The 21,682-nt window shown below is 68.4% G+C and carries 22 protein-coding genes and 2 riboswitches; of the genes, 8 read left to right on the top strand and 14 right to left on the bottom strand.

The features are described 5' to 3' along the window. Positions 1–31: 31 nt before the first annotated feature. Entirely contained in the window at positions 32–406 is a 375-nt protein-coding gene (gene gcvH, locus C7H73_RS08100; protein WP_106685062.1) for a glycine cleavage system protein GcvH, read from the bottom strand. An 83-nt stretch (positions 407–489) separates the two neighbouring features. Then, positions 490–1,635 carry a glycine cleavage system aminomethyltransferase GcvT gene (gene gcvT, locus C7H73_RS08105; RefSeq protein ID WP_106846171.1) on the bottom strand — a complete coding sequence of 382 codons (1,146 nt, stop codon included), beginning with the start codon at positions 1,633–1,635 and terminating at the stop codon, positions 490–492. Positions 1,636–1,695: 60 nt separating this feature from the next. Further along, positions 1,696–1,809, bottom strand: a riboswitch (glycine riboswitch). A 19-nt stretch (positions 1,810–1,828) separates the two neighbouring features. Further along, positions 1,829–1,913: riboswitch (glycine riboswitch) on the bottom strand. Between the two features lie 216 nt (positions 1,914–2,129). Between gcvT and C7H73_RS08110 the strand changes: the two genes are divergently transcribed. Further along, a complete protein-coding gene (locus C7H73_RS08110) occupies positions 2,130–2,720 on the top strand; it encodes a hemerythrin domain-containing protein (RefSeq protein WP_106846172.1) in 591 nt (196 codons plus the stop codon). An 86-nt stretch (positions 2,721–2,806) separates the two neighbouring features. Here C7H73_RS08110 and C7H73_RS08115 read toward each other — a convergent pair whose 3' ends face one another. The 3 genes from C7H73_RS08115 to C7H73_RS08125 all read right to left on the bottom strand — a co-directional run bounded on the left by C7H73_RS08115 (position 2,807) and on the right by C7H73_RS08125 (position 5,645). Beyond that, a complete protein-coding gene (locus C7H73_RS08115) occupies positions 2,807–4,084 on the bottom strand; it encodes a TRAP transporter large permease (protein WP_106846173.1) in 1,278 nt (425 codons plus the stop codon). Beyond that, positions 4,081–4,575: a TRAP transporter small permease gene (locus C7H73_RS08120; protein ID WP_106847593.1), complete on the bottom strand. Its 495-nt coding sequence runs from the start codon at positions 4,573–4,575 to the stop codon at positions 4,081–4,083. The genes C7H73_RS08115 and C7H73_RS08120 overlap by 4 nt, the downstream gene beginning before the upstream one ends. 98 nt (positions 4,576–4,673) lie before the next feature. Beyond that, the gene (locus C7H73_RS08125) at positions 4,674–5,645 is read right to left on the bottom strand and encodes a TRAP transporter substrate-binding protein (protein WP_106846174.1); all 972 of its coding nucleotides are present in this window, start codon (positions 5,643–5,645) and stop codon (positions 4,674–4,676) included. 318 nt (positions 5,646–5,963) lie between these two features. Here C7H73_RS08125 and C7H73_RS08130 point away from each other — a divergent pair, with 318 nt between their 5' ends. After that, complete coding sequence (locus C7H73_RS08130; protein WP_106846175.1) at positions 5,964–6,419, top strand: Lrp/AsnC family transcriptional regulator; 456 nt, start codon at positions 5,964–5,966, stop codon at positions 6,417–6,419. Between the two features lie 65 nt (positions 6,420–6,484). Here C7H73_RS08130 and C7H73_RS08135 read toward each other — a convergent pair whose 3' ends face one another. The 4 genes from C7H73_RS08135 to C7H73_RS08150 form a co-directional block, all read right to left on the bottom strand. Further along, on the bottom strand, positions 6,485–7,279 hold the full coding sequence (locus C7H73_RS08135; protein WP_106846176.1) for an ABC transporter ATP-binding protein: 795 nt from the start codon (positions 7,277–7,279) through the stop codon (positions 6,485–6,487). 17 nt (positions 7,280–7,296) lie between these two features. Then, positions 7,297–8,205: an ABC transporter permease gene (locus tag C7H73_RS08140; RefSeq protein WP_106846177.1), complete on the bottom strand. Its 909-nt coding sequence runs from the start codon at positions 8,203–8,205 to the stop codon at positions 7,297–7,299. Positions 8,206–8,295: 90 nt separating this feature from the next. Further along, positions 8,296–9,267 carry an ABC transporter substrate-binding protein gene (locus C7H73_RS08145; protein WP_106846178.1) on the bottom strand — a complete coding sequence of 324 codons (972 nt, stop codon included), beginning with the start codon at positions 9,265–9,267 and terminating at the stop codon, positions 8,296–8,298. Positions 9,268–9,420: 153 nt separating this feature from the next. Continuing rightward, a complete protein-coding gene (locus tag C7H73_RS08150; RefSeq protein ID WP_106846179.1) occupies positions 9,421–11,127 on the bottom strand; it encodes an electron transfer flavoprotein-ubiquinone oxidoreductase in 1,707 nt (568 codons plus the stop codon). A 165-nt stretch (positions 11,128–11,292) separates the two neighbouring features. On the opposite strand from C7H73_RS08150, the gene C7H73_RS08155 reads away from it, so the two are divergent. Next, on the top strand, positions 11,293–11,715 hold the full coding sequence (locus C7H73_RS08155; protein ID WP_106846180.1) for an acyl-CoA thioesterase: 423 nt from the start codon (positions 11,293–11,295) through the stop codon (positions 11,713–11,715). A gap of 6 nt (positions 11,716–11,721) precedes the next feature. Here C7H73_RS08155 and C7H73_RS08160 read toward each other — a convergent pair whose 3' ends face one another. After that, on the bottom strand, positions 11,722–13,065 hold the full coding sequence (locus tag C7H73_RS08160; protein ID WP_106846181.1) for a sensor histidine kinase: 1,344 nt from the start codon (positions 13,063–13,065) through the stop codon (positions 11,722–11,724). Beyond that, positions 13,062–13,742, bottom strand: coding sequence for a response regulator (locus C7H73_RS08165; RefSeq protein WP_106846182.1), 681 nt, complete (start codon positions 13,740–13,742; stop codon positions 13,062–13,064). The genes C7H73_RS08160 and C7H73_RS08165 overlap by 4 nt, the downstream gene beginning before the upstream one ends. A gap of 113 nt (positions 13,743–13,855) precedes the next feature. On the opposite strand from C7H73_RS08165, the gene C7H73_RS08170 reads away from it, so the two are divergent. Both C7H73_RS08170 and C7H73_RS08175 read left to right on the top strand, forming a co-directional pair. Further along, positions 13,856–14,560, top strand: a complete 705-nt coding sequence (locus tag C7H73_RS08170) for a phosphatase PAP2 family protein (protein ID WP_106846183.1) — start codon at positions 13,856–13,858, stop codon at positions 14,558–14,560. A 47-nt stretch (positions 14,561–14,607) separates the two neighbouring features. After that, positions 14,608–16,341, top strand: a complete 1,734-nt coding sequence (locus C7H73_RS08175) for a phosphoethanolamine transferase (protein ID WP_227001308.1) — start codon at positions 14,608–14,610, stop codon at positions 16,339–16,341. Positions 16,342–16,388: 47 nt separating this feature from the next. On the opposite strand, the gene C7H73_RS08180 is transcribed toward C7H73_RS08175, so the two are convergent. Both C7H73_RS08180 and C7H73_RS08185 read right to left on the bottom strand, forming a co-directional pair. Beyond that, positions 16,389–17,006: a peroxidase-related enzyme gene (locus tag C7H73_RS08180; protein WP_106846184.1), complete on the bottom strand. Its 618-nt coding sequence runs from the start codon at positions 17,004–17,006 to the stop codon at positions 16,389–16,391. Between the two features lie 20 nt (positions 17,007–17,026). After that, positions 17,027–17,713, bottom strand: a complete 687-nt coding sequence (locus C7H73_RS08185; RefSeq protein ID WP_106846185.1) for a tRNA-uridine aminocarboxypropyltransferase — start codon at positions 17,711–17,713, stop codon at positions 17,027–17,029. A 267-nt stretch (positions 17,714–17,980) separates the two neighbouring features. On the opposite strand from C7H73_RS08185, the gene C7H73_RS08190 reads away from it, so the two are divergent. Beyond that, entirely contained in the window at positions 17,981–19,606 is a 1,626-nt protein-coding gene (locus C7H73_RS08190) for a YdgA family protein (protein ID WP_106846186.1), read from the top strand. 34 nt (positions 19,607–19,640) lie between these two features. Here the strand turns inward: C7H73_RS08190 and C7H73_RS08195 are convergent, their stop codons facing one another. Continuing rightward, the gene (locus C7H73_RS08195) at positions 19,641–20,186 is read right to left on the bottom strand and encodes a PAS and helix-turn-helix domain-containing protein (RefSeq protein ID WP_106846187.1); all 546 of its coding nucleotides are present in this window, start codon (positions 20,184–20,186) and stop codon (positions 19,641–19,643) included. Between the two features lie 78 nt (positions 20,187–20,264). Between C7H73_RS08195 and C7H73_RS08200 the strand changes: the two genes are divergently transcribed. Continuing rightward, positions 20,265–20,966, top strand: a complete 702-nt coding sequence (locus tag C7H73_RS08200) for a CoA transferase subunit A (RefSeq protein WP_106846188.1) — start codon at positions 20,265–20,267, stop codon at positions 20,964–20,966. 11 nt (positions 20,967–20,977) lie between these two features. Further along, entirely contained in the window at positions 20,978–21,616 is a 639-nt protein-coding gene (locus C7H73_RS08205; RefSeq protein WP_106846189.1) for a 3-oxoacid CoA-transferase subunit B, read from the top strand. Positions 21,617–21,682: the final 66 nt, after the last annotated feature.

Below are 21,682 nucleotides of genomic sequence, written 5' to 3' on the forward strand. Positions count from 1 at the left end.
CGCCCGTGCAGCGGCGGCGGGCCGGCGCGCGTCAGGCGTTGGCGGCGAAGTCCTGGTAGGCCGTCTCGTCCATCAGGCCCGAGAGCTCCTTCTCGTCGCTCAGCTTGACCTTGAAGAACCAGCCCGCGCCCAGCGGGTCGGAGTTGGCCAGCGACGGGTCGGCGCGCAGCTGCTCGTTGACTTCGACGATCTCGCCCGAGATCGGCATGTACACGTCGGCGGCGGCCTTCACCGATTCGACCACGCCGGCCACCTCGCCCTGCTTGAAGCTGGTGCCGACAGCGGGCAGGTCCACGAAGACGATGTCGCCCAGCGCGTCCTGCGCGTGCACGGTGATGCCGACCACGGCGGCGGCCGGCTCGGCGGTGTTGATCCACTCGTGGTCTTTGGAGTACTGGATGGTCATGGCGGTCTTTCGAAGAATGGAAAAGAGGAAAAAAAGGAGCAGGCAGGGCGCCCGCGAGCACTGTAGCTGCGGGCGCAGGCTCGTCAGCCGCGGTGGTAGCGCGGGGGCAGGAAGGGCGTGGGTGCCACCTCCATGGGCACGGCCTTGCCGCGCACCAGGGCGTTCAGGCGCGTGCCCGGCTTGGCGAGGTGGGGCGCCACGTAGCCCAGGGCGACGGGCTTGTCCAGGCTGGGCGCCAGCAGGCCGCTGGTCACCGCGCCGGCGCTCTGGCCGTCTTCGGTGTGCAGCGGCGTGCCCTCGCGCACGGGCACGCGTTCCAACGCCACCAGGCCGACGCGCTTGCGGGCCAGGCTGGCCGGCTCGTCGATCTGCGCCAGCACCACGCCCGCGCCCGGAAAGCCGCCCGCGCGCGCGCCACCGGTGCGGCGCACCTTCTGAATGGCCCAGTTCAGGCTGGCCTCGGGCGGCGTGGTGGTGGTGTCGATGTCATTGCCGTACAGGCACAGGCCGGCTTCCAGGCGCAGCGAGTTGCGCGCGCCCAGGCCAATGGGTTTCACTTCGGGCTGCGCCAGCAGCGCGCGCGCCAGGTCTTCAGCATTCGCTGCGGGCACGGAGATCTCGAAGCCGTCCTCGCCGGTGTAGCCGCTGCGGGTGATGAACAGCGGCACGCCCTGCCAGTCGAACGGGCCGCCGCTCATGAAGACCAGCTGCTGCACGCCGGGCACCAGGCGCGCCAGCGCCGCGGCGGCCTGCGGGCCTTGCAGCGCCAGCAGGCCCTGGTCGGGCAGCGGGCGCACTTCGCAGCGGCTGCCGATGCGCGCCTGGATGTGGGCGATGTCGCCCACCTTGCAGGCGCCGTTGACGATCAGGAACAGGGTGTCTTCGCCATCGACCTGGCCCTGGTTGAAGAACATCAGGTCGTCGATCACGCCGCCTTCGTCGTTAAGCAGCAGGCCGTAGCGCTGGCGGCCCACGGGCAGGTCGATCACATCGACAGGTACGAGCGATTCCAGCGCCGCGGCCGCATCCGACCCTTTAAGCAGCAGTTGCCCCATGTGCGAGACGTCGAACAGCCCGGCCTGCGCGCGCGTGTGCAGGTGCTCGGCCATCAGGCCGGCCGGGTACTGAACGGGCATGGAATAGCCGGCAAAGGGCACCATGCGCGCGCCCAGCTCCAGGTGCAGGGCGTGCAGGGGGGTCTTGAGCAGGGTGTCGTCGGTGGTGGACATGGGCGGGCAGGTTCCAAAGCAAATGGTGATGCGGCCCCGCTTGCTGGCTGGAGCCCCAAGATTTGCCCGGCTGTCCGCTTTACCTGAGAGATTCACCCCGCGCGCGGGGCTTGCTCCTTCGGTGGGCCGGATCGCGCTCCACAGCGCCTCCGGCCTCTCTCCAGCAAGGGAAACGCCCGCATCCCTGCGGGCGTGTCGCCAGTCCTTTTGCCTGAGCGTTTGGCCGCTGCCTGCGCCTTCGGCGGCCCCGCGCGGGGGCTCTCTCCTGACGGGCGCCAGTGTAGTGGATTGCGGGCACCGCGCAGCAGGCTTTTGCAGCGCCCCGCCGCAGGAGCCGGTGGCGCCCTTGCGCCTGCGGCGGCGCTCGAAAGGATGCCGTCCGACGCGGCTCCAGGAACCGCCCCCACCCTGATGCCACGTGGCAGGCAGAAGCTCGCACCCTGTGCTTTGAAGCGACCGACTGTTCGTGCTTTTGTCCAAGAAAGGCCTCTGCCATGAAGACGTTGACCAACAAGCTGTTTCCGGGCCCGATCGCCATGATCCAGTTCGACCACATGCATGTGCTGTCGACCTACCACCAGTTTCATCCGGACACGCGCCCCAGCGTGAAGGAAGGTCTGGTCAAGACGGTCTGCGCCGCCATTGAAATCCACGCGCAGCTCGAAGAGGAAATCTTCTACCCGGCGGTGCGGGAGGCAACGACGGACGAGTTCATCAAGCGCAGCGTCCACGACCACGACGAGCTTCGCGGTTTCATCGATCGCCTGCGCGCCATAGAGTCGACCGACCCCGACTACGACCAGACCTTCGACGCCATGATCAGGCTGGTCATGCACCATGCTGCAGAGGAGGAGACGGTGATGCTGCCCGAGGCCGAGCGCTGTCTGTCCCCCGAGCGCCTCGACGAATTGGGCGCGCAGATGACCAAGCGCCGCCTTGAACTCACGGTTCCGCGCACCGGCGAGATTGCCGGCAACATGCTGCGCGCAATGCCTGCGAGCACCATTGCGATGACGGCGGGTGCGCTGGTGTCAGGTGCGGCGCTGGCCACTTGGCTAGGGCGCGGTAGGCAGCACCGCCGCTGACAGAAATGGCCATTTCCGTAGGTTGAGGAAGGTTCCGGCTTGGCTGCCGGGCGGCTCCTCTGCCTCACGGCACTGCCCACCCAGGGCTACCTGGCGTACACCAGGTCGCGCAAGAACAGCGACAGCTGCGGCACGTAGGTGATGACCAGCAGGCACACCAGGATCACCCCCACGAAGGGCAGCAGGTGCCCGACGATCCGATCCAGCGAGATGCGCGCCACCGTGCAGGCAGCGAACAGGTTCACGCCGAAGGGCGGGGTGATCATGCCCAGGGCCAGGTTCACCACCATGATGAGCCCGAAGTGCACCGGGTCCACGCCGAAGTGCTGCGCCACTGGCGCCAGTATGGGCCCCAGCACGATGATGGCGGCGCTGGTCTCGATGAACATGCCGATCAGAAACAGCGCCACGTTCACGCCCAGCAGGAACAGCGCCGGCGTCTGCAGCACCTCCTGCAGCCAGCGCCCGATGGCGTCAGGCACGCCGGCACGGGTGATCAGAAAGGCGAACAGCCCGGCGTTGGCGATGATGAACATGATCACCGCCGAAGACATGGCGGACTTCTTCAGCACCGCGGCCAGGTCGCGCGGCTTGATCTCGCGGTAGATCAGCATGCCCACCACCAGCGCATAGAACACCGCCACGGCCGAGGCTTCGGTCGGCGTGAAGACGCCGCCGTAGATGCCGCCCAGAATGATCACGGGCATCAGCAGCGCCCAGCCCGCCTGCAGCAGCGCGCGGCCAAACGGCATGCGGCCGTCGCCGTCGTGCTTGCCCCAGCCCTTGTATTTGCAATACACCCAGACGAACAGCATCAGCGCGCCGCTGATCAAGAGGCCCGGCCCGAAGCCGGCGATGAACAGCTCGCCGATCGAGACCTCGGCGCTGACGCCGTACAGGATCATGGGAATCGACGGCGGGATGATCACGCCCAGCTCGGCGCTGGTGGCCTGCAGTGCGGCGGCGTAGCTGGTCGGGTAGCCGTGCTTGATGAGGGCCGGGATCAGGATGGCGCCGATGGCAAAGGTCGTCGCCACCGACGAGCCCGACACGGCGGCGAAGATCATGCAGGTCAGCACGCACGTCATTGGCAGGCCGCCCTGCACGCCGCCGACCAGGCTCTTGGCAAATTCGACCAGGCGGCGCGAGATGCCGCCGGTCTCCATCAGGTTGCCGGCCAGGATGAAAAACGGAATGGCGGCCAGGGGGAACTTGTTGATCGCGCCGAACATTTCCTTCACGGCGATCAGCATGCTGGCGTTGGCCACCTGGATGCCCAGGATGGACGCCAGGCCGATGGACACGGCCACCGAGATGCTTAAAGCGAAGCACAGCGCCATGGTGGAGATCATGACAATGCTCATTGCGCGGTCTCCAGTTCCTGGCGGCGCGGGTCCAGCAGGTTGCCGACGATGCCGGGGATGCTCAAAAGGCCTCCCACTGGCAGGGCCAGGTAGGCCCAGAACATGGACAGCGACTCCAGCCCGGCCATGGTCTGCACGCCGCCGCGGCGCGCGTAGTCAAAGCCCCACCAGATCAGCACGGCGCACAGGATAAGCGCGGCCACGCACACCACCCAGTCCAGCACGCGGCGCAGCGGCGGCGGGCTCCAGCGGTACAGCACGTCCACGCTGACCATGGCGCCCTGGCGAAACGCCATGGGGATGGCCAGGAACACCATCCAGATCAGGCTGAAGCGGATCAGCACCTCCGTCCACTCGGCCGGCTCCTCAAACACGAAGCGCATCAATATCTGGAACATGCCCAGGCTGGCGGCCACGCCCAGCATGGCGCAGGCCAGCGCCATGGAAGCGCCGGTGCTCCAGCGCTCCAGGTGCAGGAATAGGGGTTTCATGCGCATGGCAAAGAGGCTTTCTTGTCTTGCAACGAAAAACGCCCGTGGCGCATGATCCACGGGCGCTGGTAGCTATGAAAAGCATAGCGCTAGCGCGCTCACTTGTAGTTGCGGATCTTGTCCAGGTTGGCCTTGCCGAAGTCTTTTTCGAACTGCGCGTTCACCGGGGCCAGCGCGGCGACGAACTTGGACTTGTCCAGGTCGTCGATGACGGTCATGCCCTTGGCGCGCAGGTCGGCCACGCCCTTGGCATCGTCCTCGTCCACGCGCGCGCGGTTGGCGCGGGTGCCTTCCTTGGCGGCGTCGATGAAGGCCTGCTTGTCCTGCGCCGAGAGCTTGTCAAACGTTGCCTTGTTCATCACGAAGATGCACGGCGAATAGACGTGGCCGGTGAGCGACAGGTGCTTTTGCACCTGGTCGAACTTGGCCGAGATGATGACGGGCAGGGGGTTTTCCTGGCCGTCCACGGTGCCCTGCTGCAGCGCGGTGAAGACCTCGGGGAAGGCCATGGGCGTGGTGATGATGCCAAAGCCCTTGTACGCGGCGATGTGCACCGGGTTCTCCATGGTGCGCAGCTTCAGGCCCTTCAGGTCCTCGGGCGCCCGCACGTCGCGCTTGCTGTTGGTCATGTGGCGAAAGCCGTTTTCCGCCCAGGCCAGCGCCTTGAAGCCCTTGGCATCGAACTTGGCGAGCAGGTCCTGGCCGATGGGGCCGTCCAGCACCGCGCGGGCGTGCGCCTTGTCGCGAAACAGGAAGGGCACGTCCAGGATCTTGGTCTCGGGCACGAAGTTGGGCACCGGGCCGGTGGAGCTGAACGCCAGCTCCTGCGTGCCCAGCTGCACCGCCTCGATGGATTCGCGCTCGCCGCCCAGGGCGCCGTTGTAGAAGGTCTGCACCTTGTAGCGCCCGTCCGTGCGCTTTTCCACTTCCTTGGCGAAAGTGTCGATGGCCACCCCCTGGTGCGAGTTCTGCGCCGTGGAGATGCTGATGCGCATGGTGGTCTGCGCCAGGGCGCTGCCGGCCATGCCGAGCGCAAGGGCCAGGCCCAGGGCCAGTCGGGTGGGTCGCATGGGTGATGTCTCCTGAATGCTGTACGAGTGAACCAAAAAATTATGGCGGTGCAGCATTCGAAGGCCATCGGGGTTTGTGCCGGTTTGCGCCTGCGTGTGTGACGCCAGGGTGACAGCCGTCGGCAGGTCCTTTGCCAAGCCCCCGCCCGGCGGTAACCGGGCGGGGCTGTGGTCAATGTCGTGCGCCCCGGTAAGAGCGCCTTGATGGGTCAGAAGTATGCGTGGGGGTCGGCAGATGGATTTGCTGAAATTCCATCGTTTTGGCGTCTCAGCAGAAGAATTTTCTGCCCATTCGCCGTTTCGTGAATAATTATCTGAATGGATCGCCTAGACAGAAAAATCCTCTCCGTCCTGCAGCGCGACGCGCGTGCCAGCCTGCAGGAGATCGGCGCCGCCGTGGGGCTGTCGCCCTCGCCCTGCTGGGGCCGCATCAAGAAGATGGAGGACGCCGGCGTCATTCAGGGCTACACCGTGCGCCTGGACCCGCTGGCCCTGGGCCTGGGTGACACCGTGCTGGTCATGGTCACGCTGGACAGCCATTCGGACAACACGCTGGAAAAATTTGGCGAGGTGCTGGCCAGCATCCCCGAGGTGGTGGAGGCCCACCTGGTCTCGGGCGACTACGACTACCTGTTGCGCGTCGTGGTGAAAGACACGCGCGACTACGAGCGACTGCTGCGCGAGAAGCTCTACAAGATCAAGGGCATACGTCACAGCCGCTCGAGCTTCGTTTTGCGGACATTGAAAAAGGCCGATCTGCCCCTCGGTGTCTGAGGTTCAAATCGGCCTGTAGCGCCCGCCAGTCAAGCGCTGGAAGCTATTGAAACGATAGTGAATGGTCAGCCCAGCAGCAGTGCGTCGTCCGACAGCTTCTCGCCGCGCACGCGCTCGAACATCTGCAGCAGGTCGGGCACGTCCATGCGCGCGCGCTCTTCGCCCGAGACGTCCAGCACCACCTGGCCCTGGTGCAGCATGACGGTGCGCTGGCCCACGTCCAGGGCCTGGCGCATGCTGTGCGTGACCATCATGGTGGTCAGCTTGTTCTCGGCCACGATGCGGTCGGTGAGCTGCAGCACGAAGTCGGCGGTGCGCGGGTCCAGCGCCGCGGTGTGCTCGTCCAGCAGCAGGATGCGGGACGGCTGCAGCGCCGCCATCAAGAGGCTCACGGCCTGGCGCTGGCCGCCCGACAGCAGGCCGATGCGGTCGGTGAGGCGGTTTTCCAGTCCCAGGCCCAGCGTGGACAGGCGCTCGCGGTACATGGCGCGCTCGGCAGCCTTGACGGCGCCGCGCAGCCCGCGGCGCGTGCCGCGCTGCTGGGCCAGGGCCATGTTCTCCTCTATGGTCAGGTCTTCGCAGGTGCCGGCCATCGGGTCCTGGAAGACACGGGCGACGCGCTGGGCGCGCGACCACACCGGCTGGCGCGTCACATCCAGGCCGTCGATGGCGATGCGCCCCGAGTCCACGCCCAGATCGCCCGAGATGGCGTTCAGGAAAGTGGACTTGCCGGCGCCGTTGGAGCCGATGACGGTGACGAACTGTCCGGCCGGGATGTCCAGCGACATGCCGCGCAGTGCCCGCGTTTCGATGGGCGTGCCGTGGTTGAAGGTGATGTGCAGGTCTTGTGCGCTCAACATGGTCTGTTCCTTTCGATTCACAGGCTCTTGGGCGCGTCGGGCAGGCGCCGGCTCTTGAGGCGGCGCTTGAGCTGCGGAATGATCAGGGCCACGGTCACCAGCACGGCGGTCACCAGGTTCAGGTCCTGCGCTTTGAGGCCGATGAAGTCGCTGTTGAGCGCGGCGGCGATGAAGAAGCGATAGACGATGGCGCCGATGATGACGGCCAGCGTGGCGAGGACGATGCGCCGCGACGGCAGGATGCTTTCGCCCACGATCACCGCGGCCAGGCCGATGACGATGGTGCCGATGCCCATGGAGATGTCCGAGCCGCCCTGCGTCTGTGCGAAGAGGGCGCCGGCCAAGCCGACCAGCGCGTTCGATACCGCCATGCCCAGCAGCACCATGGCGCCGGTGTTGATGCCCTGCGCGCGCGCCATGCGGGCGTTGGAGCCGGTGGCGCGGATCGACAGGCCGCGCTCGGTGGCGAAGAACCAGTCCATGGCCAGCTTGGCAGCGATGACGATCACCACCAGCAGCAGCGGGCGCCACCAGTAGTCCTCCAGCCCCTGGGGCTGCAGCAGCGTGAACACCGTGGCGTCGTTGATCAGCGGCACGTTGGGCCCGCCCATGATGCGCAAATTGACCGAGTACAGCGCGATCATCATCAGGATGGAGGCCAGCAGGTCCATGATCTTCAGGCGCACGTTCAGCCAGCCGGTGACGAGGCCCGCCGCCGCCCCGGCGGCCGTGGCGGCCAGCGTGGCGAGGAAGGGATGGGTGCCGGTGGAAATCAGGATGGCGCAGACCGCGCCGCCCAGCGGAAAGCTGCCGTCCACGGTGAGGTCGGGAAAGCGCAGCAGGCGAAAGGAGATGAACACGCCGAGGGCGACCAGGCTGAAGATCAGCCCGATCTCGATGGCGCCCAGCAGGGAAAACAGGGACATGGAAGGGCGGGAGCTAAAAATAAAAAAGCAGGAGCCAAAGGCTCCTGCGGGGGTGTTCGAGGCTGTGCCGGTCCGTGGGACCAGGGGCCTTTACTGCACGACCTGCGCGGCGGATTTCACCAGCGCTTCAGGCAGCTTCACACCCTGCTTCTCGGCGGCGCCGGGGTTCACGAACAGCTCCATCTTGGTGGTCGTCTCGGGCTTGATGTCGCCGGGGTTCTCGCCCTTCAGGATGCGTGCCACCATGCGGCCCGTCTGCTCGCCCAGATCGCGGTAGTTGATGCCCAGGGCGGCAATGGCGCCGCGCTTGACGCTGTCGGTGTCGGAGGCGATCAGCGGCAGCTTGGCCTCCTGGCCCACCTTGACCAGCGACTCATACGACGAGACGACGTTGTTGTCGGTGTTGGTGTAGATCACATCCACCTTGCCAATCAGCGAGCGCGCGGCGCTGCCCACGTCCACCGAGCGCGGGGCCGAAGCTTCCACGAGCTGCATGCCCTGCTTGGCCAGCAGGTCCTTCATCTCCTTGACCACCACGACCGAGTTGGCTTCGCCCGGGTTGTAGACCATGCCCACGCGCTTGGCATTGGGCACGACCTGCTTGATGAGGTCGATCTGCTTGTCCAGCGCCAGCAGGTCGGACACGCCGGTCACGTTGTTCTTGGATGGCTCCCAGCTCTTGACCAGCTTGGCGGCCACCGGGTCGGTCACGGCGGAGAACACCACCGGCACGTTCTTGGTGGAGGCGATGACGGCCTGGGCCGAGGGCGTGGCGATGGCGACAATGGCGTCGGGCTTGTCGCCCACGAACTTGCGGGCGATCTGCGCGGCCGTGCCGGTATTGCCCTGGGCGCTCTGGTATTGCCACTTGAGGTTCTTGCCCTCTTCGAAACCGGCGGCTTTCAAGCCATCCTTCACGCCGTCGCGTACCGCGTCCAGGGCGGGGTGCTCGACGATGGCGGTCACGGCCACGGACTTCATGTCGGCGGCGTGGGCGGCGGGGGCGAGGGCGGCGGCGGCCAGGGCCAATGCGCTCAGGGGCGCCCAGGTCAAGCTCTTCATTTCGGTGTCATCTCCAGTTTTATGAATGCGGGGCCGGCTTGAGGCACGTTGCGGCGTGCTGCGGCTCCGGGGCGTGAGTCTATCGGTTGCAGCGCACCCGGCGGGGCTCGAACGCCCCGCCGGGCGGGAAACGGGGGGCGCCCGCCCCCGTATTTACATGCCCGAATAGTTCGGGCCGCCACCGCCTTCGGGTGTGACCCAGACGATGTTCTGTGTCGGGTCCTTGATGTCGCAGGTCTTGCAGTGCACGCAGTTCTGCGCGTTGATCTGCAGCCGCTGGGCATTGCCGCCCTTGGCTTCGTCGGGCACGAACTCATAGACCCCGGCCGGGCAGTAGCGGCTCTCGGGGCCGGCGTAGATCGGCAGGTTGATCTCGGTGGGTACCTTGGGGTCCTTGAGCTTCAGATGCGCCGGCTGGTTCTCGGCGTGGTTGGTGTTGCTCACGAACACGCTGGACAGGCGGTCGAAGGTCAGCTTGCCGTCGGGCTTGGGATAGACGATGGGCTTGCACTCGGCCGCGGGCTTGAGCGTCGCATGGTCGGGCGTGTCGCGGTGCAGCGTCCAGGGGATGTGGCCGCGCAGCACGAATTGCTCGATGCCATTCATCAGCGTGGCCGTGGTCAGGCCCTTCTTGAACCAGGCCTTGAAGTTGCGCGCCTTGTTCAGCTCTTCGTACAGCCAGCTGGCCTCGAAGGCCTTCGGATAGGCGGTGAGCTCATCGCCCTGGCGGCCGGCCACCACGGCGTCGTAGGCGGCCTCGGCCGCCAGCATGCCGGTCTTGATGGCAGCGTGGCTGCCCTTGATGCGGCTGGCGTTCAAAAAGCCCGCGTCGCAGCCCACCAGTGCCCCGCCGGGGAAGACGAACTTGGGCAGGCTCATCAGGCCGCCGGCGGTGATCGCCCGCGCGCCGTAGCCCAGGCGCTTGGCCGGCTTGATGCCCTTGGCCTCATCGCCCTCCAGGTACCAGCGTACGTTGGGGTGCGTCTTCCAGCGCTGCATCTCCTCGAACGGGCTCAGATAGGGGTTGGCGTAGTCCAGCCCGGTGATGAAGCCGAGGGTGACCTTGTTGTCCTCCAGGTGGTAGAGGAAGCCGCCGCCATAGGTGTCATTGGCCAGCGGCCAGCCGGCGGTGTGCAGCACGAAGCCGGGCTGGTGGCGCTGGGGGTCGATCTCCCACAGCTCCTTGACGCCGATGCCGTAGGCCTGCGGGTCGCGGCCGTCGTCCAGCTTGTAGCGGGCGATCAGCTGCTTGCCCAGATGGCCGCGTGCGCCTTCGGCAAAGATGGTGTATTTGCCATGCAGCTCCATGCCCAGCTGGAAGTCGCCCGTGGGCTCGCCGTCCTTGTCAACGCCCATGTTGCCCGTGGCCACGCCCTTGACCGAGCCGTCGTCGTGGTACAGCACCTCGGCAGCGGCGAAGCCGGGGAAGATCTCCACGCCCAGGCCCTCGGCCTGCTCGGCCATCCAGCGCACCACGTTGCCCAGGGCGACTACGTAGTTGCCGTGGTTCTGAAAGCACTCGGGCAGCAGGAAGTTGGGGGTGCGCAGCGACGACTTCTCTCCCAGGAACACCATGGCGTCGTCGGAGACAGGCTGATTCAGGGGCGCGCCCTTGGCCTTCCAGTCGGGAATGAGTTCGGTCAGCGCGCGCGGATCCATGATGGCGCCCGACAGAATGTGCGCGCCGGGCTCGGAGCCCTTTTCCAGCACCACCACCGAGATGTCCTTGCCATTGGTGGCCGCCATCTGCTTGAGGCGAATGGCGGTGGCCAGGCCGCCCGGGCCGCCGCCGACGATCACCACGTCGTATTCCATGGCTTCGCGCGGGCCGTACTGCTGGAGGATTTCTTCGTTCGTCATCGGTGTCTCGTCTGCGTGGAAATGGAGGGAAAAGGGTGGCGAACGCGGCAGAGCCGCCATTGGCGGACGATTGTATGCACCCGGGCGACCCAAAAACGCACGGTCGTTCATTTTTGTGCCGCCCAGGCGACGCGCGCCGCTGCGGCGAGGGAGAGAATGCAGCCCATGAAAATTTCTCTGCCGGAACTGAAGAAACAGGTGCACCAGATGCCCATGGACGTGCGCTGGGGCGACATGGACGCCATGGGTCACGTGAACAATGCGGTGTACTTTCGCTACATGGAGAGCGTGCGCATCGCCTGGATGACGGCCGTGGGCGCCGTGCCGCAGCCCCAGGGCGAGGGGCCGGTGATCGCCAACGCCTTTTGCAGCTTCCTGCGCCAGATCGAATACCCGGCGCGGCTGCTGCTCACGCTCTACGTGAGCGACCCCGGGCGTACCACTTTCGAGACCTGGACCACGATCGAGCGCGAGGACCAGCCCGGCGTGGTCTTCGCCGAGGGCGGGGCCACCGTCATCTGGGTGGACTTTCCCAGGCAGAAGGCGGCGACCCTGCCGCAGTGGATGCGCGATATCGTCGCTGGCTGAACCGGCTCAGGCGGCCGGCTGCAGGAGCAGGCGCACCTGCAGCCCGGTGCCGCCATCGGCCGGAGGCGAGGCCAGCGTGAGTTCGGCGCCATGCTTGTGCGCGATGGTGGCGACGATGGACAGGCCCAGCCCGTAGCCGGTGCGGCTGTCGTTGTGGCGCACGTGGCGCTGCTGCAGCGTGGCCAGCTGCTGCGGCGGCACGCCGGGGCCGTGGTCGCGCACTGCCAGTTGCGCGCCCGGGCCGACGCGAATCTCCACGGCGCTGCCGGCGCCGTAGTGCAGGGCGTTTTCCACCATGTTGCGCAGGGCGATGGCCAGGGCGTCGAAGTCGCCCAGCGCCAGGGCGGCTTCGCCTGCGGGCGGCAGGACCAGGTCCAGCCGGTCGGCGGCCTGCTCGTCTTGCCAGAACTCCTGCGCCACGGTGGTGGCCAGCCGGGCCAGGTCCACGCCGGCGCGCGCCAGTGGCGCGCTGGATTCGGCGCGCGACAGCTGCAGCAGCTTTTCCGTGCGGTGCGACAGCGTCTGCAGGGCCTGCAGCGCCGCCTGCACGTCGCTGCGCGCCAGGCCGTGCTCCAGCGCGGTTTGCAGCCGCAGCCGGGCCACGGCCAGCGGCGTGCGCAATTCGTGTGCGGCGTTGGCGGCCAGGGCGCGCTCCACGTCCAGGGCGCCTGCCAGCCGTTCCAGCAGCCGGTTGACGTGGTCTTCCACGCTGCTGAGCTCATGGGGCAGGGCCGGCAGCGCGATGGGCCCCAGCTGCTGGCCGTCGCGCAGGCTGATTTCGTGGGCCAGCTGGTCCAGCGAGCGCAGCTCGCGCCGCGCAATTCGGCGCAGCAGCAGGGCCAGCAGCGGCAGCACCGCCACCAGCGGCACGGTCAGCCCGACCAGGCTGCGGTTGACGGCCTCGCGCCGCTCCTCCAGCGGGTCGGCCACCTGCAGGAAGACCTCGCGCGTGGGATGGCGCAGCGTATAGACGCGCCAGGCCGGCGTGTTGGCAAAGCCGGGCGCCAGCGGCACGTCGAACTGCGCCGGCTCGGCCCCGGCCGAGCGCGCCAGCACGCGCGAATCGGGTGTGGCCAGCTGAAAGGGCACGGCCGCATCCGGGAACGAGCTGGGCGTGGGAATGATGAGGGGCTCGCTGCTGGCGCCACCGGGCGGCGCGTCGTCCACATGCTCCAGCGCCATGTCGAACATGCGGTGCGAGACCTCTTCCAGCTCGCCGTCGAAGTTGTAGTTGATCTCGCTGCCCACGTACCACACCACGCCCAGCACGCAGGCCAGCCACACGCTGCCCACCCACACGATGAGGGTGTGGGTCAGCCGTCCGGCCAGGGTGTCGCGGGGCGCGCTCATGGTTCGCTGGCGGGCAGGGCCTGCGCGGCCAGCCGGTAGCCCAGGCCGCGCACGGTCTCGATGTGCTGGCGCCCGAGCTTTCTGCGCAGCCGGCTGATGAACACCTCCAGCGTGTTGCTGTCGGACTCGTCGCCCCAGCCGTACAGCGCGTCCTGCAGGCTGCCCCGGGTGTGCACGCGCTGCGAGCGTGTGGCCAGCACCCGCAGCAGCGCCCATTCCTTTTGCGTCAGCACCACCGGCACGCCGGCGCGGCGCACCTGTTCGCGCGACAGGTCGATGTGCAGCTCGCCCAGCTCCAGCACCGGCTGGCCGGCACTGGCGCGGCGGCGCTCGACGGCGCGCAGGCGCGCCAGCAGCTCGCCCGGGTCGTAGGGCTTGACCAGGTAGTCGTCGGCCCCGGCGTCCAGGCCATGAATGCGGTCGCTGACCTGGTCGCGGGCGGTGAGCACGATGACGATAGGCCGCTCCTTCAGGCGCGGCAGCTCGCGCAGCAGCGCCAGGCCGTCGCCGTCGGGCAGGTGCAGGTCCAGCAGCACGGCGGCGTAATGGGCTGCGTGCAGCGCGGCGCTGGCCTGCGCCACGCTGGCCGCAGCATCCACCACGAAGGCCTTGGCGCGCAGGTAGCCGCAGACGGCTTCGCGCAGGGCCGTGTCGTCTTCCACCAGCAGCACGCGCATGGATGCTCCCACTTCCAATGACAGGGCAGAAAGTGTAGGGGCTGTTCAGAGCCCGTTCATGACCGCCGCGCAAACTGGCGCGCTCTCGTCCTCGCATCCGTCCGCGCTGCGCCATGCCTTTGCCTGTCCCCTCTCTGCGGCGCCTGTGCGTCTGCACCCTTGTTGCCCTGCTGCTCGTTGTGGCCTGGGATGCCTCGGGCCTGGACGTGCCGCTGGCGCGCTGGGCGGGCACGGCCGGCGGCTTTGCCTGGCGCAGCCAGCCGCTGTTCGTGCTGGCCCTGCACGAGGTGCCGCGCGCGATCAGCAGCGTGCTGCTGCTGGCGCTGTTCGTCGGGGCGGTGCGCCCGTGGGGCATGCTGCGCCGCTGGCCTGCGCAGGAGCGTTGGCAGTTGGCCCTGTCCATCGCCCTGGCCATGGCGGCCGTCACGTTGCTCAAGCGCGCCAGCAGCACCAGTTGCCCCTGGGACCTGGCGGAGTTCGGTGGCGCCGTACCCTATGTCTCGCACTGGTCCTGGGGCGTGCGCGATGGGGGCGGCGGGCACTGCTTTCCTGCCGGTCACGCGTCGGCGGCGTTTGCTTTTGTGGCCGGCTGGTTTGCCGTGCGGCGCAGGGCGCCGCAGTGCAGCGGGCCCTGGCTGGCAGCGGCGCTGCTTGCGGGGCTGGTGCTGGGGCTGGCGCAGCAGCTGCGCGGCGCGCACTACATGAGCCACACGCTGTGGACGGCCTGGATCTGCTGGAGCGTGGGGCTGGCCACCGAAGGGCTGATGCAGGGCCTGGGCCTGCGCCGGCAGGCGCCGGGGCAGCTGAACGAAGCCTGAACGCCAGCTTCAGGAGTCTTTCAGCCGGGCCGGCCACCATGCGCGGCATGGATTTCTCGCTTGCTCCCCTGCCGCCCTCTGTTGCCGGGCTCGCCGCCACACTGCGCGGCGGGCTGCACCGCGTTGACGCCTGGATGGCCCGCCCCATGTCGCCGCAGCACATCGCGCTGCGCCTGTCGGCCTATCTGATGCTGGTGGCCAATGCGCCGCTGTGGCTGCAGCTGATGCGCATCGGCGGCGCGCCCAGCCTGTACATGCGCTCGGCCCTGGCGCTGGCGGTGCTGCTGGTGTGCGGCATGGTGGCGATCCTGGCGTTCACGGCCTGGACGCGGGGCATGCGCGCCCTGTGGTGGCTGGCGGCGGCCGTGGCGGCGCTGGCGCAGTACTACATGCTGACCTACAGCGTGGTCATGGACCCCGGCATGGCCGCCAACGTGCTGCAAACCGATGCGCGCGAGGCAGCCGACCTGCTTGGCACGCGCCTGCTGGCGGCCGTGCTGGCGGTGCTGGCGCTGCCCACCTGGTGGCTGCTGCGCGTGCGCATCCCGGCCGCTGGGGTGCTGCGCCAGGTGGGGCGCAATCTGACGCTGCTGGCCCTTGCCGCCGCCGTGGCCACCGCCACCGTGGCGCTGGGCTCGCGCGACCTGGCGCCGCTGATGCGCAACCACCCCCAGCTGCGCTACCTGATGAATCCCCTGGCGCCGCTGTACTCGACGGCCGTGGCCGCCCTGCGCCCGGCGTTTGCGCGCAGCAGCGCGCTGGTGCCCATGGGGGCCGGCGCGGCGCTGGGGCCCAGCCACGCCGCGGGCGCGCGGCCACCGCTGTGGGTGCTGGTGGTGGGCGAGACGGCACGCGCCGACCACTTCGGCATCAACGGCTACGGGCGCGACACCACGCCCGAGCTGGCGCGCCGCGGCGTGCTGTCCTGGGGCAACGTGCGCTCGTGCGGCACCAGCACGCTGGCGTCGCTGCCGTGCATGTTCTCGCCCCTGGGCAAGGCGGCCTTCGAGGCGCGCAAGAGCGAGTACGAGAACCTGCTGGACGTGGTGCAGGCCGCTGGCATGGCCGTGCTGTGGGTGGACAACCAGTCCGGCTGCAAGGGCGTGTGCGAGCGCGTGCCGCACGCCCAGGCCGTGGACGGCCTGAATGCACAGCAGCGCAGCTGGCTGTGCGACGCCAGCGGCGAGTGCCGCGACGAGGCCCTGCTGGCCGGCCTGAACGAGCGGCTGGCGCAGCTGCCGGCGCAGCAGCGCGAGCGCGGCGTGCTGCTGGTGCTGCACCAGATGGGCAGCCACGGCCCGGCGTACTACAAGCGCTCGGCCCCCGAGGCCAAGCGCTTCACGCCCGAGTGCCGCACCGAGGTGCTGGCCAACTGCGCCCATGGCGAGCTGGTCAACGCCTACGACAACACCATCGCCGCCACCGACGCCTTCCTGGGCCATGCCATCGACTGGCTGCAGGCGCGCGGGCGCGACTACGACGGCGGTCTGCTGTACATCAGCGACCACGGCGAGTCGCTGGGCGAGTACGGCCTGTTCCTGCACGGCATGCCCTACGGCTTGGCGCCGGACGGGCAAAAACACGTGCCCATGGTGGCCTGGCTGGGCGCGCCGCTGGCGGCGCGGCAGTCGCTGTCGCCGGACTGCCTGCGCGCCGGCCTGGCCGCGCCGCTGACGCACGACAACCTCTACCACACCGTGCTGGGCGCGCTGGACGTGCGCTCGCACAGCTACCAGAGGGCGCTCGATGCCTGGGCCGGCTGCCGCAGGCCGGGTGCTTGAGTTATGGTGAAAAAAGCCTCAAAGCCTTGCCAGTCAAGCGGTAGCAGCTATTGATTTGATAGTGTCCAGGTGGTGGGCTTCTTCTCGCGCGGCAGGCGGCCCATCAGGTAGAACTCCGGATTGGGCTGCATGCCGGCAAAGCTGGCCATGCGGTTGGACAGGCCGAAGAACGCCGTGATGGCGGCGATGTCCCAGAGGTCCTCGTCGTCGAAGCCGTGTGCGTGCAGGGCGGCAAAGTCGGCGTCTTCGATCTCGTGCGAGCGCAGGCAGACCTTCATGGCGAAGTCCAGCATGGCGCGCTGGCGCGGGGTGATGTCGGCCTTGGCATGGTTCACCGCCACCTGGTCGGCCACGAAGGGCTTCTTTTCGTAGATGCGCAGGATGGCGCCGTGCGCGACCACACAGTACAGGCAGTGGTTGGCGCTGCTGGTGGCGGTGACGATCATCTCGCGCTCGCCCTTGGTCAGGTTGCTGGCGCGCCCGCAGCTCTCGGGCTCCATCAGCGCGTCGTGGTAGTCGAAGAACGCCCGCCATTCGGCCGGTCGGCGTGCGAAGGCGAGGAACACGTTGGGGATGAAGCCGGCCTTTTCCTGCACGGCCAGGATGCGCCCCTGAATGTCTTCGGGCAGCGTGTTCAGGTCGGGAAAGGGGTAGCGCTCGGCCATGCAGGTCTCCGGTGTCGTTGTCATGAAGGGGAAGGTCCCAGGATAGCGGAGCGGGCTGCGGGCCAGTGCTCCGCCTGCTGCGCCATGAAGGCGTCCATCGCCTGCACCAGCGCGGGCAGCTGGGCGTTGGCGGGCTCCAGCTGCATCAGTGCGTGGCAGGTGGCCTCCAGCGTGGAGCGCTGCTCGGGCGCATGCGCGCGGCGGATGGCGTAGCGCGAAGCGGGCGGTGCGTGCAGCGACAGCCGCGGCAGCGCCTGCAGCAGCGGGTTGGCCCACAGCATGCGCCGGCTCTTGCGCCAGGTGGCGTCCAGCACCACCAGGCGCAGCGGGGCACCGCCGGGTGTCGCCAGGAAGGGCGCGGCGGGCGGCGCCTGCACGCCGCCGGGCTGCCGCGGATGGGGCGGGCTGGCCGGGTACAGCAGCAGCGGCTGGCGAGGCAGGGCGTCGCCCCAGGGCTGCACCAGCGCCTGCCGCAGCGCCTGGGGTGCAAACGCCTCGCCCACCAGCACCCGGCTGCCGGGCAGGCACAGGTGCAGCAGCTGCCCCGTGCCCTTGGCCTGGCCCACCTCCAGCGGGTGCATCAGGAGCAGTACCTGCACCTGGTGGTCGACGACGCACACAGCCGCGCACAGGCAGGTGCGGGCCGGGCGCAGGCAGCGCGGGCAATGCGCGCGGCGGGCAGGGACAGGGCAGGGCGGCGTGGTCATGCGTAAGAGTGGGTGCGGGCCGTGCAGGCGAGGCCGCAGCAGCAGCGCGGCAAGGCCTGAACATGCCTGCAAGGTGCTACTTTAAAAGGAGCGGCCAGCGCTTGCAGGACGGGCATTGCGGGCCTTTTTGTTTCAAATCGATGCAGCCGGGCCAACCGTTGTGGCCGAGCGACGCTTGCCTTGCAGGCAGCCGCTATCCTCGCGCCTTCGCCCGGCTGGGGACACACGGCGGGCCCGCACGTTCTACAACTCGAGGGACCTTTTCTCATGCAACGACAAAAAACATTGGTGGCCCTGGCGGCTGCCGCCGTGGTGGCAGGCGCCGCCTATGGCGCGGCCACCTGGTACAGCGGCCGCCAGGTGCAGACCGCCTACCAGCAGGCGATTGCCGAGCTGCGCACGGCCATCGGGCCGCAGGCCATCATCACCGACGAATACCGCAAGGGGTTCTTCTCGGCCCAGGCGCATCTGGTGCTGGAGTGGACGCCGCCCGCCGCCTTGGCAGATGAGCCGCAGGAAGACGACGACGAGGAAGACGGCGAGCGCCCAGCGGCTGCGCCGGCCGCGCCCGCCGCGCCCGCGCAGCCGCTGCGCCTGGTGGTGGACAGCGACGTGCGCCATGGCCCCTTGGCCGGCGCGCGCCTGGCCGCGGCCGTGGTGCAGACGCGCTTTTCCCTGCAAGGCCTGAGCGAGTCGGCGCAGAAGGCTCTGGCCCAGGTGCAGGGGCCGCAGCTGACGGCCGTGCGCCACTACAGCGGCGCCAGCGACCTGCGCCTGCAGTTGCCTGCCGGCGAGATCGTGGACGAGGAAACGGCGCTGCGCTGGCAGGCCCTGGCCTATGACATGCACCTGGGGCGCGACGGCCGGCGCATCAGCGGCAGCTTCCAGTGGCCCGGCTGGACGCTGGTCGGCCCGGCCGGCTCCGGCGACGAGGACGAAGACGCGCTGGCCGATGCCGAGGACGCGCAGGACGCAGACAGCGCCGCTAGCGCCGCCAGCGCTGCTGCCACAGCGGCCGACGCCGCTGCCGCAGCCGTCGCCGCCAGCGAGGACGCTGCCCCCCGGCCCACGCGCCTGTTCACCGTGGCCGCCACGGGCATGCAGGGCTCGTTCGACAGCACCATGATCGAAGGCCTGTGGGGCATGGGCCCGGGCACGCTGCAGCTGCGCGTGGCCCAGCTGCAGGCCAGCAGCGCGCCCATCAAGGGCGGCGCTGCCAAGCCGTTGCTGGACCTGAAGGACCTGCATGCCCAGACCGAGGTGGTGAGCGACAACGCCACCGTGGGCTACTCCAACCGCATCAAGGCGGTCGGCAGCATCGGGCCGCTGCAGTTCGAGGCCCTGAGCATGCACGAACAGGTGCAGCGCCTGGACATCGAGGCGCTGCGCGGCATGCTGCGCCACATGGGGCAAAGCTACCGCACGGCCCTGCGCGCCAGCGACGTCGGCGAGATGGAAGACGCCCTGCAGGAGCAGCAGACGGAGCTGCTGCAGCAGGCCGCGCCCCGCCTGGTGGCGGCCCTGCCGTCCTACCAGATGAAGCTGGAGGCCACCTACCAGGGCCAGACCGGCCACGTGACCTACGGCGCCGAGATCAAGCAGGCCCCGACGCCGGCCCAGATGGCCGAGGGCGGCTGGCTGCCCGCGCTGATGCAAGGCGGTGCCCTGAACGCCAGCCTGCGCCTGCCCAAAGCCTGGTTGAGCCCGCTGCTGCAGGCCGGCGGCAAGCCCGCCATGGACGACGACGAGCTGCAGGGCATGCTGGCCATGGCCCAGGCGGTGGGTTACGTGCGCACCGAGGGCGAGCAGATCGCCAGCGACCTGGCGCTGCAGGGCGGGCAGTGGACGCTCAACGGCCGCACGGTCGCGAGCCCGCTGGACCTGCCGGACTGACGCTCCAGAACAGCCGCGGCGGGCGCGCCGCGGCTCAGCCGGCCAGCAGTTTCTGCACCAGGTCGGCGGCGGTGGAGGCGCCGTACTTGCGCATCAGCCGCGCCCGGTAGATCTCCACCGTGCGGTGGCTGATCTCCAGCGCCCGGCCGATCTCCTTGCTGGTCATGCCGTCCAGCAGCCGCGCGGCCACTTCGCGCTCGCGCGCCGTGAGCTCGGCGCGCACCGGGCGCTCGGCGCTCAGGTCCTCGAAGGCCCAGATGCCCGAGGCGTGGGGTTCCTCGCGGTTGAGCGCGCGGCCCGTGACGTGGCACCAGAAGATCTCGCCGCTGGCGCGCTTCATCAGGCGGTTGTCGGCGTAATGCCCGCGCGCATTCAGGATGGGCTCCATGCGCCGGCCCAGGCGCTCGTACTCGTCGGCGGAAGGGTAGAGCACGCGGAAAGACTGGCCGATCAGCACCTCGCGCGAGGCGCCGAACATCTCGCACACGTGGCGGTTGCAGTCCACCATGATGCGGTTGCGCGAGATCACCAGGCCCACGGGCGCCATCTCGAAGGCCAGGCGGTAGTCGGCAATGTCCATGGAAAGTGCTTAAGGATTACTACTTAGGGTCATACGTAGTATCGTAGCGCATCCGTTGCTTTCATCAGGAGACATTCAGTGAACAAGCTCTACCCCTCGGCCGCCGAGGCACTCAAGGGCGTCGTGCAGGACGGCCAGATGCTGGCTGTCGGCGGCTTCGGCCTGTGCGGCATACCCGAAGCGCTGATCGAGGCCCTCAAGGACAGCGGCGCGAAGCAACTCACGGTGGTGTCCAACAACGCCGGCGTGGACGGCTTCGGGCTGGGCAAGCTGCTGGAGACGCGCCAGATCAAGAAGATGATCAGCTCCTACGTAGGCGAGAACAAGGAGTTCGAGCGCCAGTTCCTGGCCGGCGAGCTGGAGCTGGAGTTCACCCCCCAGGGCACGCTGGCCGAAAAGCTGCGCGCCGGCGGCGCCGGCATTCCGGCGTTCTTCACCAAGACGGGCGTGGGCACCCTGGTCGCCGAGGGCAAGGAAACGCGCGAGTTCGACGGCCAGACCTACGTGATGGAGCGTTCGCTGGTGCCCGACGTGTCGCTGGTCAAGGCGCACCGCGCCGACAAGAGCGGCAACCTGCAGTTTCGCCTGACGGCACGCAACTTCAACCCGGCTGCGGCCACCGCTGGCAAGGTCTGCATCGTCGAGGTCGAGGAAATCGTCGAGACCGGCCAGATCGCGCCCGACGACGTGCACCTGCCGGGCATCTACGTGCACCGCATCGTGCACAACCCTCATCCTGAGAAGCGCATCGAAAAGCGCACCTTGAGCGAAGCCAAATAAGGAGACTGGACATGCCCTGGACGCAAGATCAAATGGCCGCGCGCGCGGCGCAGGAGCTCGAGGACGGCTTTTACGTGAACCTCGGCATCGGCATCCCGACGCTGGTGGCCAACCACACCGGCGACAAGGAGGTGTGGCTGCAGTCGGAAAACGGCATGCTGGGCATCGGCGCCTTTCCGACCGAAGAGAACGTGGACGCCGACCTGATCAACGCCGGCAAGCAGACCGTCACCACCATCCCCGGCTCGGCCATCTTCGGCTCGGACCAGTCGTTCGCCATGATCCGCGGCGGCAAGATCAACCTGTCCATCCTGGGTGCCATGCAGGTCAGCCAAAAGGGCGACCTGGCCAACTGGATGATCCCCGGCAAGATGGTCAAGGGCATGGGCGGCGCCATGGACCTGGTCGCCGGCGTGCCGCGCGTGATCGTGCTGATGGAGCACGTGGCGCGCAAGAAGGACGGCACGACCGACCTGAAGATCCTGCCCGAATGCACGCTGCCGCTCACCGGCGTGGGCGTGGTGGACCGCATCATCACCGACCTGGGCGTGATGGACGTGACCGAGGACGGCCTGAAGCTGGTGGAGCTGGCACCGGGCGTGGAGTTCGACGAGATCCAGTCCAGGACCGGCGTGCCGCTGCTGCGCTGAGCGCGCACCGGCGCTAGGCGCTGCCAAGCCGGGCATTGCCCGGCTTTTTGCCGTCTCGTTGGTCGA

The organism is Pulveribacter suum, assembly GCF_003013695.1.
GTDB classification, from domain to species: domain Bacteria; phylum Pseudomonadota; class Gammaproteobacteria; order Burkholderiales; family Burkholderiaceae_C; genus Melaminivora; species Melaminivora suum.

What these genes read in the sequence shown, in the direction of transcription:
- C7H73_RS08125 (WP_106846174.1), bottom strand. Translation starts at nt 5,645, where the DNA reads ATGCGACCCACCCGACTGGCCCTGGGCCTGGCCCTTGCGCTCGGCATG.
- C7H73_RS08205 (WP_106846189.1), top strand. Translation starts at nt 20,978, where the DNA reads ATGCCCTGGACGCAAGATCAAATGGCCGCGCGCGCGGCGCAGGAGCTC.
- C7H73_RS08130 (WP_106846175.1), top strand. Translation starts at nt 5,964, where the DNA reads ATGGATCGCCTAGACAGAAAAATCCTCTCCGTCCTGCAGCGCGACGCG.
- C7H73_RS08115 (WP_106846173.1), bottom strand. Translation starts at nt 4,084, where the DNA reads ATGAGCATTGTCATGATCTCCACCATGGCGCTGTGCTTCGCTTTAAGC.
- C7H73_RS08155 (WP_106846180.1), top strand. Translation starts at nt 11,293, where the DNA reads ATGAAAATTTCTCTGCCGGAACTGAAGAAACAGGTGCACCAGATGCCC.
- C7H73_RS08145 (WP_106846178.1), bottom strand. Translation starts at nt 9,267, where the DNA reads ATGAAGAGCTTGACCTGGGCGCCCCTGAGCGCATTGGCCCTGGCCGCC.
- C7H73_RS08135 (WP_106846176.1), bottom strand. Translation starts at nt 7,279, where the DNA reads ATGTTGAGCGCACAAGACCTGCACATCACCTTCAACCACGGCACGCCC.
- C7H73_RS08165 (WP_106846182.1), bottom strand. Translation starts at nt 13,742, where the DNA reads ATGCGCGTGCTGCTGGTGGAAGACGACACGGCCCTGCGCGAAGCCGTC.
- C7H73_RS08110 (WP_106846172.1), top strand. Translation starts at nt 2,130, where the DNA reads ATGAAGACGTTGACCAACAAGCTGTTTCCGGGCCCGATCGCCATGATC.
- C7H73_RS08140 (WP_106846177.1), bottom strand. Translation starts at nt 8,205, where the DNA reads ATGTCCCTGTTTTCCCTGCTGGGCGCCATCGAGATCGGGCTGATCTTC.
- C7H73_RS08195 (WP_106846187.1), bottom strand. Translation starts at nt 20,186, where the DNA reads ATGGACATTGCCGACTACCGCCTGGCCTTCGAGATGGCGCCCGTGGGC.
- C7H73_RS08190 (WP_106846186.1), top strand. Translation starts at nt 17,981, where the DNA reads ATGCAACGACAAAAAACATTGGTGGCCCTGGCGGCTGCCGCCGTGGTG.
- C7H73_RS08160 (WP_106846181.1), bottom strand. Translation starts at nt 13,065, where the DNA reads ATGAGCGCGCCCCGCGACACCCTGGCCGGACGGCTGACCCACACCCTC.
- C7H73_RS08175 (WP_227001308.1), top strand. Translation starts at nt 14,608, where the DNA reads ATGGATTTCTCGCTTGCTCCCCTGCCGCCCTCTGTTGCCGGGCTCGCC.
- gcvH (WP_106685062.1), bottom strand. Translation starts at nt 406, where the DNA reads ATGACCATCCAGTACTCCAAAGACCACGAGTGGATCAACACCGCCGAG.
- C7H73_RS08120 (WP_106847593.1), bottom strand. Translation starts at nt 4,575, where the DNA reads ATGAAACCCCTATTCCTGCACCTGGAGCGCTGGAGCACCGGCGCTTCC.
- C7H73_RS08170 (WP_106846183.1), top strand. Translation starts at nt 13,856, where the DNA reads ATGCCTTTGCCTGTCCCCTCTCTGCGGCGCCTGTGCGTCTGCACCCTT.
- C7H73_RS08180 (WP_106846184.1), bottom strand. Translation starts at nt 17,006, where the DNA reads ATGGCCGAGCGCTACCCCTTTCCCGACCTGAACACGCTGCCCGAAGAC.
- C7H73_RS08150 (WP_106846179.1), bottom strand. Translation starts at nt 11,127, where the DNA reads ATGACGAACGAAGAAATCCTCCAGCAGTACGGCCCGCGCGAAGCCATG.
- C7H73_RS08185 (WP_106846185.1), bottom strand. Translation starts at nt 17,713, where the DNA reads ATGACCACGCCGCCCTGCCCTGTCCCTGCCCGCCGCGCGCATTGCCCG.
- gcvT (WP_106846171.1), bottom strand. Translation starts at nt 1,635, where the DNA reads ATGTCCACCACCGACGACACCCTGCTCAAGACCCCCCTGCACGCCCTG.